Source organism: Nostoc cf. commune SO-36 (genome assembly GCF_023734775.1).
GTDB classification, from domain to species: Bacteria; Cyanobacteriota; Cyanobacteriia; order Cyanobacteriales; family Nostocaceae; genus Nostoc; species Nostoc commune_A.
Genome location: NZ_AP025732.1, coordinates 3,660,450 through 3,676,545, shown reverse-complemented (window position 1 = coordinate 3,676,545; position 16,096 = coordinate 3,660,450). Strand labels below are relative to the sequence as shown.

Sequence of the window (16,096 nt, the reverse complement as noted above, 5' to 3'; positions counted from 1 at the left end):
AGTTAACTTGCAGGCTGTAAAGCATCCAAAGCCATATTTAGCTGCAAAACATTGATTCCAGGTTCACCAAAAATTCCCAAGAATCTGCCATCGATGTTTTGAGATACTAGAGTTTGAATTTGGGCTGGATTCAAATTACGGGTGCTGGCAATACGCCGCACCTGTGCTTGGGCTGCTGCAATACTGATGTGGGGATCTAAACCGGAGCCAGAAGTATAAACTAAATCAGCAGTTGGTTGTATATTGGCTTGTTTCAGTCGTGCTACTTCCACTTGAATGCGTTTGAGTAGTTCAGGATTGCTGGGTGCAAGGTTGCTAGCTCCTGATATCCCGGTTTTTGTAACTTCTGGGCTTATGCTGTATTTTACAGTGCTGGGGCGACTCCAGAAATAGCGATCGCTATTAAAAGGTTGACCAATTAAGGCAGAGCCTACAACTGTACCTTGACTGTTAGTGATTAAGCTACCGTTAGCCTGAAAAGACAATGCTATCTGTCCACAAAGTAGCATGAATAAAGGATAGAGGAAGGCTGTTAGTAACCACAAAGCTAAAGTAGAACGAACAGCTTTACTGAGTTGGCTCATTAGAATTTCTCCGGTTGAAAAATGACTACAAATAAATAAATACTCACACTCAAAGTCATGAGTCCTAAAAGGGCAATAGCATAAGATGCAGAACGTGATATTGCGAACGGTGTTGCGGCTTGTACTGCTGGTGCTAGAAGTACATTCAAGCAAAGCAGTAAAAATAGAGATAAAGGAATGCGATTTGGTTTTTCGCCAATAAAGTGAAATACATTGTTCATAATTACAATAGTGAATTGAAACGCAAAGGGACGCAGAGGTAAACGCAAAGTAACGCAGAGTTTTGGACTAAGCTAGACCTATGGACACAATCAAAAGATCGATTATTTTGATGGCAATGAAAGGAATCACAACACCACCAAGTCCATAGATAAAGATATTGCGTTGCAAAAGTTGATCTGCGGTTAATGGTCGAAATTTAACCCCAGCCAGTGCTAATGGAATAAGCGCTGGAATCACTAAGGCGTTATAAATCAAAGCTGATAAAACCGCAGATTGGGTACTTGCCAAATCCATAATATTGAGAGTGCCAACACCAATACCCGCAAATATTGCCGGAAGAATGGCAAAATACTTGGCAATATCGTTAGCAAGAGAAAAAGTGGTGAGTGCGCCACGGGTAATCAGTAATTGTTTACCAATCGTGACGATATCAATTAACTTAGTAGGATCAGAATCAAGGTCTACCATATTAGCAGCTTCTTTTGCCGCTTGAGTACCTGTATTCATTGCCACACCTACATTTGCTTGAGCTAAAGCTGGGGCATCATTAGTACCATCCCCAGTCATGGCTACGAGTTTTCCTTGGGCTTGTTCTGTCCGAATCACCTCAATTTTGTCTTCAGGTGTAGCCTCGGCAATAAAGTCATCAACTCCTGCTTCTTCGGCAATCACAGATGCAGTAATACGGTTATCTCCGGTCAGCATAATGGTTTTAATTCCCATTCGCCGCATTTGATCAAAACGTTCTCGAATACCCGGTTTAATGATGTCTTTGAGATAAATTACACCAAAGATTTCATCATTTTTACAAAGTGCTAATGGAGTACCACCTAATCGAGAAATTCGTTCAAAAGTGGTATCAAGTTCAGGGGTTAATTTTCCATTACGCGATCGCACAAATCCTTTAATCGCGTCCACTGCACCTTTACGAATTTGCACCTCGTTGGGTAAATCAGTGCCACTCATCCGCGTTTTGGCAGAAAATTCAATACCTTCTGCTTGTTTGGGGTCAAAATCTAATCTTGCCCCTAATTTTTCCGCCAGTTTGACAATAGATTTTCCTTCTGGAGTTTCATCAAATATGCTTGATTCTAGAGCAACCTTTGCTACCTTCTCCATAGAATGACCGTTAACGGGAATAAATTCCTCTGCCAAACGGTTTCCCAAAGTAATCGTACCTGTTTTGTCCAATATCAAGGTGTTGATATCCCCGCAGGCTTCAACCGCCCGTCCAGAAGTCGCAATTACATTAAACTGGGCAACTCTATCCATCCCAGCAATCCCAATAGCACTTAGTAATCCACCAATAGTGGTAGGAATCAGTGCCACAAGTAAGGCTATGAGTACGGCAATACTAATAGGTGAGTTGACGTAGACTGACACTGTAGGTAAAGTGGCAATCACAACCAAGAACACCTGGGTAAGAACTGCCAACAAAACCGTCAAGGCGATTTCATTGGGTGTTTTGCTGCGAGAAGCTCCTTCTACTAAACTAATCATGCGGTCAAGAAAGCTTTCTCCAGGGTCAGAAGTGACCCGAATTATCAGTTCATCAGAGTTGATACGCGTTCCTCCAGTTACGGAACTAGCAATATCTGACCCTGGTTCTTTCAATACTGGTGCTGATTCTCCTGTAATAGCAGATTCATCTACAGAGGCAATGCCTTTAATCACTTCCCCGTCAGCAGGGATAATATCTCCAGCAATTACCTTGATTTGGTCGCCACGACGTAAGGCTGTAGAACTAACCTCTTGGGTGGAACCATCAGCAAGGAGTTTTTTGGCTTTAGCATCGGATTTTGCCGATCGCAAGGCATCTGCTTGAGCTTTGCCTCGTCCTTCAGCTACAGCTTCAGCAAAGTTGGCAAAGACAACGGTTAAGAACAGAATCAGGGTAATTAAACCATTGAATAATCTGGGATTGTCACCAGGTGTTGGGCCAAATAAGTTTGGTGCAATTGTTACCAGTGCTGTGATGATCGTACCCAACCAAACTACAAACATCACTGGATTTTTCAGCATATTGCGCGGATGCAGCTTGACAAATGCTTGCTGAAATGCACGTTTGTAAAGTCCGGCTGATTTGGCTTTGGTTGTATGTTTGCGTTCTTGTCGCAGTTTTGTAGATGGTGTCATTGTTGATTAATTAATTTTAGGACTTACGCACGAGTTACGGAATAACGAACCACAGAGGCGCAGAGGACACGGAGAAATCAGAGTTTGAGAGATATTTTGCGTAAGTCCTAAATTTAAAAAAATTAGGCACAGGCGCAAACAAGAAAATATTTCGCGTTGCATAGTTGCGGGATGATTTACCAACTTCCAAAATTCTCCCCCTGCTCTCTTCATCCACCTCTGGCAATCAGAAACGCTTCTGCTATGGGGCCTAAAACAAGTGCGGGAAGGAAGGTAAGAGCGCCAAGAATTAAAATCACTCCGCTTGTAACTCCTGTGAAAAGTCCAGTGTCAGTTCTGAGAGTACCGGTGGTCATAGGAACAGGTTGCTTGCGGGACATACTATCCGCCAAAAGTAACAGTGCAATAATTGCGATATAACGCCCTGCCAAAATACTGACACTGGTGCTGAGGTTCCACCACAGAGTGTTATCGTTTAATCCTTCAAAGCCAGAACCGTTATTCGCTGCGGCGGAAGCGTATTCGTAAACTACCTGGGAAACACCATGAAAACCTGGGTTACTAATACCTGAAAGGGTATCGGGAAAACCGAAGGTAATAGCCCAAGGAATGAGAATAGCAAAGGGGTGAACTAATAAGACAACGCTGGCTAGGACAATTTCTGATTTCTCGATTTTGCGTCCTAAAAATTCTGGTGTCCGTCCCACCATTAACCCAGTCAGGAACACCGCCAAAATTAGATAGACAAATAGGTAAGCTGTGCCAGTTCCTTGACCTCCCCAAATAATTTGCAAAAACATATTAAAGAGAGTCGCAAATCCACCTGGAGGCATTAAGGAATCGTGCATACCATTAACAGCACCACACATAGTTGCTGTGGTAATGACTGCCCAAAGTGCTGTTTGTGCCCATCCAAATCGTACTTCTTTGCCTTCTAAGTTGGGTTGCTGTTCTCTTAATATTGAGTTAACAAGGGGATTTCCTTGAAATTCGCCTACTGCGGCAACACCTATTAAAAAGACAAAGATGACGAAGACCATCCAAAACACTAGCCATGCTTGTTTACGGTTATTAGCAAATATGCCGTAAGTGTAAATCAGGGCTGTGGGAATAGAAATCATTGCCCACATTTCTAATAAGTTCGTAAAGCCGTTGGGATTTTCAAAAGGATGGGCTGAGTTTATCCCAAAGAAGCCACCACCGTTTTCTCCTAATTGTTTAATAATTTCAAAGTGGGCAACCGGGCCACGGGCAATTACTTGAGTTGCACCTTCTAAGGTGGTTGCTGTGGCTGGGCCTGCCAAAGTTTCTGGCACACCCGCTAAGATTAATAACAAGCCACCAATCACAGATATGGGTAACAAAATTCGCGTGATTGACTTAACCAAATCGCTGTAAAAGTTGCCTAATGGTCTACCAGTTAAACCACGAATAAAGGCAATTCCTACTGCTAAACCAGTCGCCGCTGAAGTAAACATCAAGAACCCAAGGGCGAAAGTTTGACTGGCATAGGTATAAGTTGTTTCACCAGAATAATGCTGTTGATTGGTGTTAGTGACAAAAGAAATAGCAGTATGTAGTGCTAAATCCCAACTTGGCGCACCTAAATTTGTAGGATTTAGCGGCAACCATCCTTGCAGCATCAAGATTAAATAAACTAAAATCCCCATGACGAGATTGCTATACAGTACAGCTTTGGCATATTGCCAACCTGTCATTTCTTCTTGGGGACGTATACCACTAAAGGCATAAATAGCTTTTTCTAGGGGATTCATTAGCGCATCAAGGAGTGTTTTTTCTCCCATGAAAACACGAGCTATATATTTTCCCAGTAAGGGAGTAGTTGCTATGACTATCAGTAATGTCAAAGCAATTTGTATCCATCCTTGTAACATGAATTTAAAAAAGCTCCTGATACATTTTTATATTGTCGAATTTTTAATGAAACACTCTTTGGGTAAATAGTGAACTGGATGCTTTTTGTTAAGAACAAAATTGAGCATGGGAACTGAGGCTGAATTGAAAGCAATAGCTAGTATATAATCTCCATACCAAATTATGGGTTCAGCACTTGCTAGGATAACTTGATTATTTCTAAAAATGCCGAGAACTATGCAACTTTCTGGCAACGATAAGCTAGTTAAAGCTTTGCCACAATAGCAGCTGTTGCTCAGAATTTTTACACTTATTAAACCTAATGCCATAATGCATTTTTGCAATTTAAGATAACAATAGGAACAATGTTCTCTACTTGTTACTAATTAATATAATTAACTATATGAGCTAAAACAAGTAATAGAATGGTATAAAACAGCGTTTATTTTTTATTCATTGTGTTTATTGAGCAATATACATTAAGCGTTTAGGACGTTTATTTTTAGGTAAACGCTTCATTGATTGGTTAATAATCTGGTATAATCTATTTAGGTAAATATGATTTTTAGTTAAAATAATAAAAAATTAACCATCATGCCTTAAATGGTAGATTTCAAAGTTAGATTACTTCATAAAGAATCGCCTTTAGGCAAATCTTTGCTAATTGCAGGTCTATTTGTAGTTGCATTAATTCTGGAGTACTCTACACCTACTGAATATGTGTTTGGCTATCTCTACACAGGGCCGATTTTATTAGCAAACTCCTGGTTAGGGAGACGTGGCACTTTTCAAGCTACCTTCGTTGCAGTGTGCCTAACCATGCTGAATCTTGTAATGCCAGGTGGCGAAGTCATGAAGGCTTCTACGATCGCCAGTAGAGCGATCGCAGCGATCGCATTGATTGTCACAGGTGTTTTGAGCGATCGCCTACGTCGTTCGGAAGAAGCGATCGCCCTGACTCGTGCCAAGCTAGAAGCTCAAGAGGAATTGTCTAGAGTGCGTGAAGATTTTGCTTCTACTCTCACCCACGATCTCAAAACTCCATTGCTGGGAGCAATTGAAACTCTCAAAGCCTTTGAGCAAGAAAAATTTGGTGCTGTCTCATCGGCACAGCAAAAAGTTTTATCTACAATGACGCGTAGTCATCAAACTTCCCTACAACTGCTAGAAACTTTGTTAGATATCTATCGCAATGATACAGAAGGCTTAAAACTTAACTTAGCACCTGTAGATTTGGCTATTTTGGCAGAAGAAGCTGCTAGCACTCTCTCGGAGTTAGCAGCTAGCCGTCGCGTTTATCTTTCACTTAACTATGGTGAATCTGATTGGCGGCGATCGCTATGGGTTAAAGGTGATGCTTTGCAACTTCAACGAGTTTTTACCAATCTTTTAGTTAATGCTATCAACCATTCTCGGCGCGGTGAGCGTGTGGAAATAGTATTAGAACCGCAAGCTTCTTATCAAGTAGTGAAAATTTTGGATACGGGTGCAGGTATTGTGCCTGAACAATTCTCCCATTTATTTGAACGATTTTACCAGGGACATAGCCAACGCCAAGCCAAAGGCTCTGGATTAGGGCTTTATCTATCTCGGCAAATTATTGCAGCCCACGGCGGTATAATTTGGGCAGAGAACAGAGTACCTTTTGGGGCGATGTTCGCTTTCAAGCTTCCCGTTTACCCGTCTCAATCTTCTCTTACTGTGTGAGATGCCATCTAACCCAATCAAATTCTCCTAGTAGAAGATGATGAACTCTTTCGTTTAGGTTTGCAGGTGCGATTGCAACAAGAAACTGGCTTAGAGATTATTGCTGAGGCCGAAGATGGAGAAACAGCTATTGAGTTAATTAACCAAAAATCTTTCGATGTAGTGCTACTAGATGTGGGATTGCCAGGAATTGGCGGAATAGAAGCCTGTCGCCAAATTAAGCAGCAAAATCCTCAGTTACCAGTTTTAGTTTTGACTTCCCATTCCCAAAAGTCTCTAATTGCCCGATTAATTGAAGCAGGCGCTCAAGGCTACTGCCTCAAAGGAGTGGCAGCAGAAAAATTAGTGCTGGCACTTCGTTCTGTCGCTGCTGGGGCATCTTGGTGGGATGAAACTGCAACCAAAGAAATTCGTTCTACTTTTGCATCTGATCCTGGCGAACCTAACTCAGAAAATATCTCAAAACTTTCCAACCCCCTAACCCAACGCGAACAAGAAATTTTATCACTGCTGGCAGCTGGAAAAACTAATCAAGAAATTGCTTTGGCACTCTACATCACACCTGGGACTGTGAGGGTTCATGTTCATGCGATTTTGCAAAAATTAGAAGTGCGCGATCGCACTCAAGCTGTTGTTGTTGCTCTACAAAAAAGTTTAATAAGATAATTGCTTTACCTTTTCAACAACCCAATCAACGCGATCTTTTCCCCAAAATCTCTCGCCTCCCACTACCCAAGTCGGGACTCCGGGACAGCCAAACTGCTCGTATTCAGCTAAGGCTGCCACTGCTGCAAGTTTTGCTGCTTCGCCGTGGATTAATTCAAGAATGCGATCGCCATTCAACCCAGCATCATTTGCAACTTTCCTAATCACAGACTCATCGTTAACATCAAGAAGGTCGATATACGTCGCTCGAAAGAACGCGGCATCAAGCAGATGCTCCTTCCCAGTTCCACAAGCTGCGTAATAGGCTCTCGCGGGAAGTTCGACCAAACTTCATTTTCTCCCAACGCTTGACCCACCTACCAAATTCTTCAAGTTCTTTGAGCCGAATTTCAATGCCGTACTTTTTCGCCCACCGCAAACAATCTTCTTTGTGATACGACGATAACAGGGCGCTTTCACTTCTTCCTTGTAGATCGGCTACCTTTATCCCGCGCTCCTTGGGTATATAAATTGGTCGTCGTTCAATATCAACAGGTAAACCGTGCAATGCTTTTTCGGCAAGAGCAATACCAATATATGAATTTGACGAGTGGTATATCGAGTAGGAGTATACTTTGATTCGCTGCAACATCTTGGCTACCGTAGCTACCTAATTCATAATATTATTACGAACTAGCGATCGCAGCAGTAGCCAATATTCAATCATTAGAGTCCCCGATCCCCGCTATTCTATAAGTGCATAGTGTTACTCCAACTTGCTTAAACGGTTTTTTATAAAATAAAACTGAGCTTGTCGAAGTGCTCACAATCTCCACCTTATGAGTACATTGAAGGTCGGGACTTCCGCGATACGTTAACGCTTGCCTAGGAAGTCTTTTTTGCCAAGCTCTACACCGCAGTGTCTAAGAATGTCATAGGTTGTTGTGACATGAAAATAAACGTTTGGCAAAACAAAATATAGGAGAAATGGCATTCCTTCAAAAGATAGGCTCTTGTCACCCTGCGTAATGGTAATTGTTTTATCTTCCGAACCATCTATTTGTTCGGGTTTTAATGTGTCTAAATAAGAGATAGTTTTCTGAACGCGGTCAACAAGTTCGGGCAATGTAGTTTCATTGTCCTCAAACTTGGGTGCTTCTGCCCCTGCTAATTGTGCGGCACCTCTCTTTGCTATATCAGAGGCAATTTGTACTTGTTTTGACAATGGAAACATATCTGGGAATAGACGACTATTGAGCAACACATACTGATCTATTTTTTTGGTTTCTGCGTATGTAGCACCTTTTTCAAGAATACCTACAAGGTTATGCAGTGTGTGGATAAACACTGGTACTGAAGCTTGATACATTGAAATGATCATTGATATTTCTCCAGAAAAAGTTCTATCTTTGTATAGTTGGGGTCTTGTCGAGATCATTGGTGCGATTCGCTCAGTCTAAATCTATCGCATCGAATAAGCGCTACACATAAACGCGCGATCGCCATGAAGAGGGGGAGGGAAAATTCCATACCCCGCCCCTTATGCCCAGAGGGAAACCCACCTTCGCCTTTGCCCCTCTGCCTCTTTATCAATCCGTATCTGGTTGCTACAGTCGCGATGAAAAATACTAAGCTGGTAGATAGCACGTTAAAACTTTAGCGGAAATTCCAAATCGCATTCATCGGCGGTTTAGAATTCCCCATTGGCGAACTACCTGTAATTACATTATGTTTGATGCATTATCTGACCGTTTAGAATCCGCCTGGAAAAAACTGCGGGGACAGGACAAAATTTCTCAATCCAACATTCAAGATGCATTGCGCGAAGTGCGCCGCGCCCTGTTGGAAGCAGATGTCAATCTCCAGGTAGTCAAAGATTTTATTAGCGAAGTTGAAACCAAAGCACAGGGTGCCGAGGTGGTTGCCGGAGTGCGACCTGACCAACAGTTCATCAAAATTGTTCACGATGAACTGGTACAGGTGATGGGGGAAGAGAATGTTCCCATCGCAGAAGCCCAAGAACAGCCTACTATTATTCTCATGGCTGGGTTGCAAGGTACTGGTAAAACCACAGCTACGGCTAAGTTAGCCTTACATCTGAGAAAATTAGAGCGTAGCTGTTTGTTGGTGGCGACAGACGTATATCGCCCAGCCGCGATCGACCAGTTACTAACGTTGGGTAAGCAGATTGACGTACCAGTATTTGAACTAGGAAGCGACGCAGATCCTGTAGAAATTGCCCGACAAGGTGTAGAACGCGCCAGAGCAGAAGGTGTCAACACAGTAATTATTGATACTGCCGGACGCCTACAAATTGACGAAGATATGATGGCGGAATTAGCCCGCATCAAAGCAACAGTCCAACCCCATGAAACTCTGTTGGTGGTGGACGCGATGACTGGTCAAGAGGCAGCAAATCTGACTCGCACCTTCCACGAACAAATCGGCATTACTGGGGCGATTCTCACCAAATTAGATGGTGATAGCCGAGGTGGTGCAGCGCTGTCAGTGCGAAAGATTTCGGGAGCGCCGATTAAGTTTGTGGGCGTGGGTGAAAAAGTCGAGGCACTACAACCGTTTTATCCCGATCGCATGGCATCGCGGATTTTGGGAATGGGCGATGTGCTGACCCTGGTAGAAAAAGCCCAAGAAGAGTTTGACTTAGCAGATGCTGAGAAAATGCAAGAGAAAATTTTGTCAGCAAAGTTTGACTTTACTGACTTTCTCAAGCAGTTGCGGATGCTGAAGAACATGGGTTCTCTGGGAGGCTTGATCAAGATGATTCCAGGGATGAACAAGCTCTCAGACGATCAACTCAAACAGGGAGAAACCCAACTGAAGCGCTGTGAGGCGATGATTAACTCCATGACTCGCCAAGAACGCCACGACCCCGATTTATTAGCCAGTTCTCCCAGTCGGCGGCGGCGGATTGCTGCTGGCTCCGGTTATAGAGAATCAGATGTGACGAAATTGGTGGGTGATTTCCAAAAAATGCGATCGCTCATGCAGCAAATGGGTCAAGGCGGCTTCCCTGGAATGCCAGGAATGTTTGGTGGCGGTGGCGGTATGGGTAACGCCTTTGCAGGTGCTGGCAATCGTCCCCCTGCCCCAGGATGGCGGGGTTATGATGGTGCGCCAGGTACGAAAAAGAAAAAACCCAAAGATAAAAAGAAAAAAGGCTTTGGCAATCTTTAGTTATGGGGCATTGGTAATTTGCTAATCACTAATGACCAATGACTAATAGCACCAAATGCTAGACGAGTGCTAAAATTAGCATTTCGGCATACTTAACCAATTAGGAGAATAGATTCTTCAATCATGATCAAACTGCGCTTGAAGCGATTCGGTAAAAAACGGGAAGCAAGTTACCGCATTATCGCCATTAACAACCTCGCTCGCCGTGATGGCCGTCCCCTAGAAGAATTGGGTTTTTATAACCCCAGAACTGATGAAGTGCGATTAGACGTTCCCGCTATCGTCAAGCGACTACAACAAGGCGCTCAACCCACTGACACCGTCCGTCGCATTCTAGTAAAAGCTAATGTTTTTGAACAGGTCAGTGCAACAGCCGCATCATAATTTCGGAACAAAACTCCCAACAGCTAGCCCTAACTATGCTGGGCTGGTTCGGTTTTTAGTGCATCCGTTTTTGGAATCTCCAGAGACATTAAGCGTCGATTGTGAAATTTCTCAGGCCCTTAATCGGGTTTGGGTTCGCATCGCCTTTGAAAGCACAGATAAAGGAAAAGTGTTTGGTCGAGGGGGACGCAATATTCAGGCGATTCGTACAGTAATTGCCGCAGCCGCAGCCGCAGCTGGGCAATCAGCATACCTGGATATCTACGGCAGCACCACTCCAGGCCGCGAGGGTATGTCTTTTGATGAAGACACAGAAGAGCGAATCGCCACCGCCGACTAAGAGAGAACCGCGTGCAAATGATGGGCCTAAACCCATTGTTAAACCGCGTCTCCGCTAGGTTGAAACTAGAGAGCAAATCTGAGCGGTTGTTGTTACCTCCGCTCAGAATTTTTGTAAAAATGGAAAGTAGCAAAAGATTTTTAAATCTTTTTTTGAATTCTTCACTAGTAGGGGCTATGCCCTCACCCCCAGCCCCTCTCCCAACATGGGAGAGGAGAGTAAATTTTCCAGTTCCCCTTCTCCCAACATGGGAGAAGGGGTTAAGGGATGAGGGCAAACTGTACGCCCCTACGGACAATTAATTTGTTGCAAATATTTTTCAAAATGTAAGTAATAAAAACATAATTTCGCCGTTAGCGAGAAAAAATTAAGCTTTGTCAAACACAGATCCTCACCAATTAAGAAATACTATGGCAGGTGCTTTCACAATTCAGCTGCCGAATATTCCCAGTGCGATCGCTCTTGCCGGAGATGGAGAAGAAAATCTCAAATTCCTATCTCGGCAAACAGGAGCCACTTTAGTCTTACGCGGACAGGAATTAGTGATTTCTGGCACCGAAGGGCAAATTGATCTGGCTTCTCGATTAGTGCGATCGCTTGAAGACCTCTGGATTAAAGGCAATACTATCTCCAGTGCCGATATTTTAACAGCCCGTCAAGCTATAGATAGCGATCGGCAAGGGGAACTACAAGATTTACAGCGAGATATCCTCGCCAAAAGATCGCCGGGGTGAAGAAGTTCGTGCCAAAACCTTCCGCCAGCGTCAATATATCGACGCACTCCGTCAACGCGATCTGACCTTTGGGATTGGCCCTGCTGGTACTGGCAAGACTTATCTCGCCGTTGTTGTCGCCGTGCAAGCACTCCTTGCCAATCAAGTTGAAAAGCTAATTTTAACTCGTCCCGCCGTCGAAGCTGGTGAAAAACTCGGTTTTTTGCCTGGAGACTTACAGCAGAAAGTTAATCCTTATCTTCGCCCACTTTACGATGCTATTTATGAATTCATCGACCCCGAAAAAGTACCCAGTTTAATGGAACGCGGTGTAATTGAAGTCGCACCACTTGCCTATATGCGGGGACGCACCCTCAATAACGCTTTTGTAATTGTAGATGAAGCTCAAAATACTACACCCGCTCAGATGAAAATGGTTTTGACTCGTTTGGGCTTCCGTTCGCGGATGGTAATTACAGGCGACATGACACAAACTGATTTACCACTTCACCAACAATCGGGTTTAGGGGTAGCTTTACAAATTTTAAAACACGTTGAAGGCATCGCCTTTTGCGAATTTTCCCAAAAAGATGTCGTGCGCCATCCTCTAGTTCAGCGCATTGTTGCTGCTTATGAACGATATGAACAATAGTCATTGGTCATTAGTAAAAAAACTAATAAACGATGAAGGACAAATGACAAAGGACAAATAACAAATGACAAAGGACAAATGACAAATGACCACAACATTGAAAGAATTTTTAGCAGCTTGCGAAACTCTAGGAACTTTGCGTTTAATTGTTACTAGTAGTGCTGCTGTATTAGAAGCGCGGGGCAAAATTGAAAAGCTATTTTATGCAGAATTGCCCAAAGGTAAATACGCAAATATGCACACCGAAGGTTTTGAGTTTCACTTGAATATGGATAAAATTATTCAGGTCAAGTTTGAAACAGGTGAAGCGAAGAGAGGTAATTTTACAACCTATGCTATTCGGTTTTTAGATGATAAACAAGAATCGGCTTTAAGCCTATTTTTGCAATGGGGTAAACCGGGAGAATATGAACCAGGTCAAGTAGAAGCTTGGCAAGCTTTACGGGATCGTTATGGAGATATTTGGCAACCTTTACCAGCAGAAATTTAATATAGCTAAACTGATAAGGGTGGAGGAAATCGGATATCTGCACTGAATTGTTCCACATTAGTGCTGCGATGAATCGGTAAAATATATTCTAAATTTTTGTGGGGGCAGGCAATAATATGAGAAGAAAGCATCTCGCCACCGTTAACTCGTAACACTGCCTTTTAGTCCTGCTGTCACCGCCACATTTACCTCGCCCACAACCCCCCGAATTAACACGGTAATTCTTCCCAAATCGGTATTCTCATAACCAACAAGAGTTACACGGGCAGCTTTACACATAGCATCTCCCACTTCCACTGCTGTGGGAACGCCATAAACTTCAATCATGCCTAATGCCAATGTCATGCTATCACTATAAATTCGGGATAGGGCTAATTATCTCACTACAAAGTTTTAATTTTTAATCGATAAATAATAAACATTAAAGACAAAACTGCTAATGCTTGTAATGAAGGGAATTTGGAGTTGTTGCTTGCTGTTTTTTTTCCTACTGTGGGGTGGTGAAGCTTTTGCAGGAGAGTTGGCTGAACGGTTAGCAAATTTTCCCCAATGGGAAAAATTAACTTCAGTGCAACCAGCTTCGGGTGATTTGGTTTACCCGGAATGGATGGCTGGTGATTGGCAAGTTACAAGTACTTTAGTAGACTTAGCTGCACCTTTAGCACCAAAAATCGTAACTCCAGGGTTTGAAGGTAATCGCCGACAATTAAATCAGCCTGTGAGTTTTGTAGTAAGATTTGTGAAAGAGAAACCACATACTACTGGGTTAAATATATTACCTAAGATAGATAACAAATCCCCCATCTTAGTAGCAGATAGAGCATTTAATAGTTTGAATTTGGCACGGGCTTATTTAGGGGATGAAGGAGTGTTATCAGTCAAAGTAGATCCAGATTCACCTAATCGTCAAATTACGTTCTTGCGTAGCAGTCGGCAACTAGTTTCCATTGTGACTGCACGGGCCACAGAAACTACCTCTGATGGCATCATCACTACAGAAGTGTTTCAACAACTATTTAAAGGTGGTTCACGCCCCTATTTAAACTCTGTAGAATCTACTACGGCTTATCATAAACTTTCAACGTCTAATCCGGCGATTGAAGCAGACCAAGTTACTGCTGTTTATCTTTCACCCCAAGATCCAGATTACTTTCAAGCTGCTTCTCAACCAGTTGCTCTCTACCGCTATAGCCTCGAATTTTTCCCCAAAAACTATCAACTACTCCCAAAGAGTGATTTGTCAGCTAGCTCTTGACTACATTCGTACTACAGGCGTAGTATATAAATTCCAAGTTTACGATCGCGCTCTTGGATGGTGTGCATCATGGCCAAATTTCAAGATATTGTCAATTACTTTCGCTCTGATTGGAAGCTGAGTGTTTTTAGTATTACAGCATCCAGCATTTACGAAATTATTGATTTGGTTGTCCCTTATGCGATCGGGCAGATTTTAAACGTTTTGTCTGATCAACCTTTGGATAAACCACTTCAAAGTGCGATCGCAACTTTTTCTGGAATCACCAATTACCCAGTTAATAAAACTCTATCTTTAGGAGTATTGCTGGTTTTAATATTCATTGTCACGGTAGTGAGAGCGCCAACACAACCCTGGTTAAGCAATTGGTTTCACTGGGATATAGCTTTCAGATCGCGTCGAGATAAAAGTGAAACAGCGATCGCTAAAGTTCTCACTCTCCCACTAGAATTTTATGATGAAAATAACCCTGGACGTATTGCCGGAAGAGTAGCTAGAGGTATTTCTAACCATACTTTTAGTTACCCTGAAGTTGCCGGACAGTTGATTCCTAAGCTGGCTCGTGTACTGGGAATTTTTGTGTTTATCTTGTTCATTGAGTGGCGGATTGCAATTTTATATCTAATTTCCTTTGTAATTATTCTCAGCTTCAGCTTGAAGAGTTTACAACAGCTAATTAGGTACGAAAGTCGTGTAGATAAATATGGAGAGGACACCGAAAGCCGCACTTCCGAATTAATCACCAACATCAAAACGGTGAAAGCATTTGCTACAGAAGCTAGAGAACTGAAACGGCAAAAGAAACGTTTAAATCGTGAACTAGCGGTGCTTAATTATCGCATCCACAAAGGTTATACGATACTAGGTACTTGGCAAAGAACTGTAATTCAGTTTTGTGTGTTTACTATCCTCGGTTTGACTTTAGCAGCAACAGTAAACGGGAGAATTACTCTCGGTCACTTTATCATGACCTTAACTCTTTCTAGCATGGCTTATGCCGAATTAGAACCTATTAGTAATTTGGCAGAAGTTTTTGCCCGTCGTTATTCTCCCATGCTGCGGTTTCACGAATTTCTGCAAGAGCCAACTGCATCTGATTCAGCTAGTCTTTTAGAAGAGAATAGCCAGACAGAATCACCTTATAAATTTACTGGAAAAGTTGAGTTGTCGCACCTCAGTTTTGGATATGATGCCAACCGTCAAGTTTTACAAGATATCAACTTGTTGATTGAGCCATACCAAACAGTAGCATTAGTGGGGCGTTCCGGTTCTGGTAAGTCTACTTTAATGAAATTGCTGTTGCGATATTTTGAACCTCAAACAGGTCAAATTCTGATTGATGGTCAAGATATTCGCACTTTGGATGTGGGTAAATATAGACGGAGATTAGCGATCGTTCACCAAGAAGTAGATGTTTTCAACGGTACTATATTGGATAACCTCACCTATGGTAAGAGAAATGCCACTTTGGAGCAGGTTAAGGAAGCCTGTAGAATTGCCAGAGTCGATGAAGTAGTGCAGCAGTTACCACAAGGTTATTACACCGTCGTGGGAGAACGAGGTGTCAGGTTATCTGGAGGACAGAGACAACGCTTGGGAATTGCTAGGGCGTTGTTAGTGGAACCAGATGTGCTGATTTTTGACGAAGCCACCTCTAGTTTAGATTATGAGTCTGAACGTTCAATTCAGCTAGCAATGCGATCGATTCAGGGTACTTGCACCACCATTGTCATTGCCCACCGTTTAAGTACAGTCCGGGAAGCTGATAAAATCGTCGTTCTAGAGCAAGGAAAGATTGTAGAAGTGGGTAGCCACGATGAACTCTTGCGTCATGAGGGTATTTACCGCCGTTTGCATTCCCTACAAGAAACAGGAGAACTTCTGAGTTAGAAGACACA

Annotated in this window: 15 protein-coding genes and 3 pseudogenes; 9 read left to right on the top strand and 9 right to left on the bottom strand. The window is 42.8% G+C overall.

Annotated elements, in window-relative coordinates; all coding sequences use genetic code 11:
• Positions 1 to 2: 2 nt before the first annotated feature.
• The 5 genes from kdpC to ANSO36C_RS16510 all read right to left on the bottom strand — a co-directional run bounded on the left by kdpC (position 3) and on the right by ANSO36C_RS16510 (position 5,146).
• Entirely contained in the window at positions 3 to 584 is a 582-nt protein-coding gene (gene kdpC / locus ANSO36C_RS16530) for a K(+)-transporting ATPase subunit C (protein WP_251955419.1), read from the bottom strand.
• Positions 584 to 805, bottom strand: a complete 222-nt coding sequence (locus tag ANSO36C_RS16525; protein ID WP_251955418.1) for a potassium-transporting ATPase subunit F — start codon at positions 803 to 805, stop codon at positions 584 to 586. The genes kdpC and ANSO36C_RS16525 overlap by 1 nt, the downstream gene beginning before the upstream one ends.
• Positions 806 to 872: 67 nt before the next feature.
• Complete coding sequence (gene kdpB, locus ANSO36C_RS16520; protein WP_251955417.1) at positions 873 to 2,942, bottom strand: potassium-transporting ATPase subunit KdpB; 2,070 nt, start codon at positions 2,940 to 2,942, stop codon at positions 873 to 875.
• A 209-nt stretch (positions 2,943 to 3,151) separates the two neighbouring features.
• Positions 3,152 to 4,837 carry a potassium-transporting ATPase subunit KdpA gene (kdpA, locus tag ANSO36C_RS16515; protein WP_251955416.1) on the bottom strand — a complete coding sequence of 562 codons (1,686 nt, stop codon included), beginning with the start codon at positions 4,835 to 4,837 and terminating at the stop codon, positions 3,152 to 3,154.
• 27 nt (positions 4,838 to 4,864) lie between these two features.
• On the bottom strand, positions 4,865 to 5,146 hold the full coding sequence (locus ANSO36C_RS16510) for a TrkA C-terminal domain-containing protein (RefSeq protein WP_251955415.1): 282 nt from the start codon (positions 5,144 to 5,146) through the stop codon (positions 4,865 to 4,867).
• Positions 5,147 to 5,420: 274 nt separating this feature from the next.
• On the opposite strand from ANSO36C_RS16510, the gene ANSO36C_RS16505 reads away from it, so the two are divergent.
• Positions 5,421 to 6,524 carry a sensor histidine kinase gene (locus ANSO36C_RS16505; protein WP_251955414.1) on the top strand — a complete coding sequence of 368 codons (1,104 nt, stop codon included), beginning with the start codon at positions 5,421 to 5,423 and terminating at the stop codon, positions 6,522 to 6,524.
• A 66-nt stretch (positions 6,525 to 6,590) separates the two neighbouring features.
• Positions 6,591 to 7,190: a response regulator transcription factor gene (locus ANSO36C_RS16500; protein WP_251955413.1), complete on the top strand. Its 600-nt coding sequence runs from the start codon at positions 6,591 to 6,593 to the stop codon at positions 7,188 to 7,190.
• On the opposite strand, the gene ANSO36C_RS16495 is transcribed toward ANSO36C_RS16500, so the two are convergent.
• The 3 genes from ANSO36C_RS16495 to ANSO36C_RS16485 all read right to left on the bottom strand — a co-directional run bounded on the left by ANSO36C_RS16495 (position 7,179) and on the right by ANSO36C_RS16485 (position 8,550).
• Entirely contained in the window at positions 7,179 to 7,517 is a 339-nt protein-coding gene (locus ANSO36C_RS16495; protein WP_251955412.1) for a DsbA family protein, read from the bottom strand. The genes ANSO36C_RS16500 and ANSO36C_RS16495 overlap by 12 nt on opposite strands.
• On the bottom strand, positions 7,453 to 7,821 hold the full coding sequence (locus tag ANSO36C_RS16490) for a thioredoxin domain-containing protein (RefSeq protein ID WP_251955411.1): 369 nt from the start codon (positions 7,819 to 7,821) through the stop codon (positions 7,453 to 7,455). Before ANSO36C_RS16490 ends, ANSO36C_RS16495 begins: the two co-directional genes overlap by 65 nt.
• A 222-nt stretch (positions 7,822 to 8,043) precedes the next feature.
• Positions 8,044 to 8,550 carry a DUF1993 domain-containing protein gene (locus tag ANSO36C_RS16485; RefSeq protein WP_251955410.1) on the bottom strand — a complete coding sequence of 169 codons (507 nt, stop codon included), beginning with the start codon at positions 8,548 to 8,550 and terminating at the stop codon, positions 8,044 to 8,046.
• Between the two features lie 347 nt (positions 8,551 to 8,897).
• Between ANSO36C_RS16485 and ffh the strand changes: the two genes are divergently transcribed.
• The 5 genes and pseudogenes from ffh to ANSO36C_RS16460 all read left to right on the top strand — a co-directional run bounded on the left by ffh (position 8,898) and on the right by ANSO36C_RS16460 (position 12,943).
• Positions 8,898 to 10,364, top strand: coding sequence for a signal recognition particle protein (ffh, locus tag ANSO36C_RS16480; RefSeq protein WP_251955409.1), 1,467 nt, complete (start codon positions 8,898 to 8,900; stop codon positions 10,362 to 10,364).
• A 123-nt stretch (positions 10,365 to 10,487) separates the two neighbouring features.
• Positions 10,488 to 10,748 carry a 30S ribosomal protein S16 gene (gene rpsP, locus ANSO36C_RS16475; protein WP_251955408.1) on the top strand — a complete coding sequence of 87 codons (261 nt, stop codon included), beginning with the start codon at positions 10,488 to 10,490 and terminating at the stop codon, positions 10,746 to 10,748.
• Positions 10,711 to 11,146 (top strand): annotated as a pseudogene (locus tag ANSO36C_RS16470) (KH domain-containing protein). The gene rpsP and the pseudogene ANSO36C_RS16470 overlap by 38 nt, the downstream one beginning before the upstream one ends.
• Before the next feature lie 352 nt (positions 11,147 to 11,498).
• Positions 11,499 to 12,453, top strand: a pseudogene (locus tag ANSO36C_RS16465) (PhoH family protein).
• Positions 12,454 to 12,538: 85 nt separating this feature from the next.
• Positions 12,539 to 12,943 carry a ChuX/HutX family heme-like substrate-binding protein gene (locus ANSO36C_RS16460; RefSeq protein ID WP_251955407.1) on the top strand — a complete coding sequence of 135 codons (405 nt, stop codon included), beginning with the start codon at positions 12,539 to 12,541 and terminating at the stop codon, positions 12,941 to 12,943.
• A gap of 5 nt (positions 12,944 to 12,948) precedes the next feature.
• Here the strand turns inward: ANSO36C_RS16460 and ANSO36C_RS16455 are convergent.
• Positions 12,949 to 13,288: pseudogene (locus tag ANSO36C_RS16455) on the bottom strand (carbon dioxide-concentrating mechanism protein CcmK).
• A 94-nt stretch (positions 13,289 to 13,382) separates the two neighbouring features.
• Here ANSO36C_RS16455 and ANSO36C_RS16450 point away from each other — a divergent pair.
• On the top strand, positions 13,383 to 14,198 hold the full coding sequence (locus tag ANSO36C_RS16450) for a DUF6816 family protein (RefSeq protein ID WP_251955406.1): 816 nt from the start codon (positions 13,383 to 13,385) through the stop codon (positions 14,196 to 14,198).
• A 69-nt stretch (positions 14,199 to 14,267) separates the two neighbouring features.
• Entirely contained in the window at positions 14,268 to 16,088 is a 1,821-nt protein-coding gene (locus ANSO36C_RS16445) for an ABC transporter ATP-binding protein (protein WP_251955405.1), read from the top strand.
• Positions 16,089 to 16,096: the final 8 nt, after the last annotated feature.

Excerpts from the sequence above, each read along its gene's own strand:
- kdpC (WP_251955419.1), bottom strand. The coding sequence starts at position 584 with ATGAGCCAACTCAGTAAAGCTGTTCGTTCTACTTTAGCTTTGTGGTTA.
- ANSO36C_RS16525 (WP_251955418.1), bottom strand. The coding sequence starts at position 805 with ATGAACAATGTATTTCACTTTATTGGCGAAAAACCAAATCGCATTCCT.
- kdpB (WP_251955417.1), bottom strand. The coding sequence starts at position 2,942 with ATGACACCATCTACAAAACTGCGACAAGAACGCAAACATACAACCAAA.
- kdpA (WP_251955416.1), bottom strand. The coding sequence starts at position 4,837 with ATGTTACAAGGATGGATACAAATTGCTTTGACATTACTGATAGTCATA.
- ANSO36C_RS16510 (WP_251955415.1), bottom strand. The coding sequence starts at position 5,146 with ATGGCATTAGGTTTAATAAGTGTAAAAATTCTGAGCAACAGCTGCTAT.
- ANSO36C_RS16505 (WP_251955414.1), top strand. The coding sequence starts at position 5,421 with ATGGTAGATTTCAAAGTTAGATTACTTCATAAAGAATCGCCTTTAGGC.
- ANSO36C_RS16490 (WP_251955411.1), bottom strand. The coding sequence starts at position 7,821 with ATGTTGCAGCGAATCAAAGTATACTCCTACTCGATATACCACTCGTCA.
- ANSO36C_RS16485 (WP_251955410.1), bottom strand. The coding sequence starts at position 8,550 with ATGATCATTTCAATGTATCAAGCTTCAGTACCAGTGTTTATCCACACA.
- ffh (WP_251955409.1), top strand. The coding sequence starts at position 8,898 with ATGTTTGATGCATTATCTGACCGTTTAGAATCCGCCTGGAAAAAACTG.
- rpsP (WP_251955408.1), top strand. The coding sequence starts at position 10,488 with ATGATCAAACTGCGCTTGAAGCGATTCGGTAAAAAACGGGAAGCAAGT.
- ANSO36C_RS16460 (WP_251955407.1), top strand. The coding sequence starts at position 12,539 with ATGACCACAACATTGAAAGAATTTTTAGCAGCTTGCGAAACTCTAGGA.
- ANSO36C_RS16450 (WP_251955406.1), top strand. The coding sequence starts at position 13,383 with ATGCTTGTAATGAAGGGAATTTGGAGTTGTTGCTTGCTGTTTTTTTTC.
- ANSO36C_RS16445 (WP_251955405.1), top strand. The coding sequence starts at position 14,268 with ATGGCCAAATTTCAAGATATTGTCAATTACTTTCGCTCTGATTGGAAG.